The 291-nt window shown below is 78.4% G+C and carries 1 protein-coding gene; it reads right to left on the bottom strand.

Features of this window, described 5'->3' with window-relative positions:
* Positions 1–291, bottom strand: a 291-nt coding sequence (locus ABD323_RS43295; protein WP_425556357.1) for a transketolase-like TK C-terminal-containing protein, incomplete at both ends; no start/stop codon positions are given.

Raw genomic sequence — 291 nt, 5'->3', positions numbered from 1 at the left:
GAGCTGACCGAGGGACAGGCGGCCCGCTCGCGAGCCTTCGCCAGGCTGCGACGGGCCTGGGCCGCGACCCGCTCGGGCGTGAAGCCGAGCTGTTCGTACAGCGTCCGGTACGGCGCGGACAGCCCGGACCGGTCCAGGCCGACCGCCACCCCGGCCTCGCCGGCCAGCGCGTGCCAGCCGAGCGCGGAGCCCGCCCCGACCGAGACCCGGGCCGCGACCCCCCTGGGCAGTACGGCGTCCCGGTAGGCGGCCGGCTGCCGCTCGAACCGCTCGGCACTGGGCATCGCCACC

This window comes from Kitasatospora nipponensis, from assembly GCF_039528135.1.
GTDB classification, from domain to species: domain Bacteria; phylum Actinomycetota; class Actinomycetes; order Streptomycetales; family Streptomycetaceae; genus Kitasatospora; species Kitasatospora nipponensis.
Note: the sequence above shows the minus strand (reverse complement) of the source record. Positions and strands in the feature narration are given on the sequence as shown.